Source organism: Amycolatopsis sp. NPDC051371, from assembly GCF_040682155.1.
Lineage (GTDB): Bacteria > Actinomycetota > Actinomycetes > Mycobacteriales > Pseudonocardiaceae > Amycolatopsis.
Genome location: NZ_JBFBAG010000127.1, coordinates 1 through 1153, shown reverse-complemented (window position 1 = coordinate 1153; position 1153 = coordinate 1). Strand labels below are relative to the sequence as shown.

At 63.5% G+C, this 1153-nt stretch carries 2 protein-coding genes; one reads left to right on the top strand and one right to left on the bottom strand.

Annotation, left to right across the window (positions count from 1 at the left end; genetic code table 11):
* On the top strand, positions 1–753 hold a 753-nt coding region (locus AB0M59_RS53595; RefSeq protein WP_364632177.1), incomplete at its 5' end, for an IS256 family transposase.
* Positions 754–1009: 256 nt separating this feature from the next.
* Here AB0M59_RS53595 and AB0M59_RS53590 read toward each other — a convergent pair.
* A partial coding sequence (locus tag AB0M59_RS53590) for an IS3 family transposase (RefSeq protein WP_364632179.1) occupies positions 1010–1153 on the bottom strand: 144 nt, incomplete at its 5' end.

The following is a 1153-nucleotide window of genomic DNA, read 5'->3' as shown; positions in this document are numbered from 1 at the left end:
CCCGCGTACGTGGCTCTGTTCATCGACGCGATCCACGTCAAGGTCCGCGACGGGCAGGTCGCCAACCGGCCTGTCTACGCCGCCATCGGCGTCACTGTGGACGGTCACAAGGACGTGCTCGGCCTGTGGATGGGTACTGGTGGCGAGGGCGCGAAGTTCTGGATGAGCGTGCTGATCGATCTGAAGAACCGCGGCGTGGCCGACGTGTTCTTCCTCGTCTGCGACGGCCTCAAAGGCCTGCCCGACGTTGTGGCGAACGTGTGGCCGCGGACCATTGTGCAAACCTGCATCGTCCATCTCATCCGGAACACTTTCCGGCTGGCATCACGACGGGACTGGGACGCGGTGAAACGAGACATCAAACCCATCTACACGGCCCCGAATCCCGGCGCTGCGCTGGCTGCTCTTGAGGACCTCGACGAGAAATGGGGGAAGACGTACGGTGCCGTGATCCGGTTGTGGCGCAACGCCTGGGACGAGTTCACGCCGTTCCTCGATTACGACGTCGAGATTCGGACGATGATCTGCTCCACAAACGCGATCGAGTCGCTGAACGCCCGCTACCGGCGGGCGATCCGTGCACGCGGGCATTTCCCGACCGAGCAGGCCGCGATGAAGTGCCTGTATCTTGTGACCCGCAGCCTGGACCCGACCGGGACGGGCCGCGCCCGATGGACGATGCGCTGGAAGCCAGTGATCAACGCGTTCGCCATCACGTTCGGTGACCGCTGGCCGGGAACTGAAACCTACTGATCAACAACGCCGGAAACACCGATCACGGGATAGACCCAGCTTCGGTCGGGACTGTAAAACGTTCGGCTCTGGCGCACTTTCGGTGGTGGTGCGGTGGATCCCGGCCGAGGCGGGGTTGAGGACGCTGGCAATGCGATCGTGGTCCGGGCATCAACCAGGGGCCGATGCAGTGGCGTGTCCCGCCTGCGGGACGCTGACTGGCCGGGTTCACGCCTTCTGAGCTTCCCCCTGTTCGCCGGACACGGCGGGTGTGGGGTCAGGTCGCCGCATCTGGTGGCTGGTTGAGAGCCTCAAACGTGGCGGGCCTGTGCATCCCGATCTTGGAGTGTCTCCGTTTCGGGTTGTACCAGCACTCTATCCATTCGAATATCGCGTTGGCAAGTTCGTCGCGGGTTTTCCA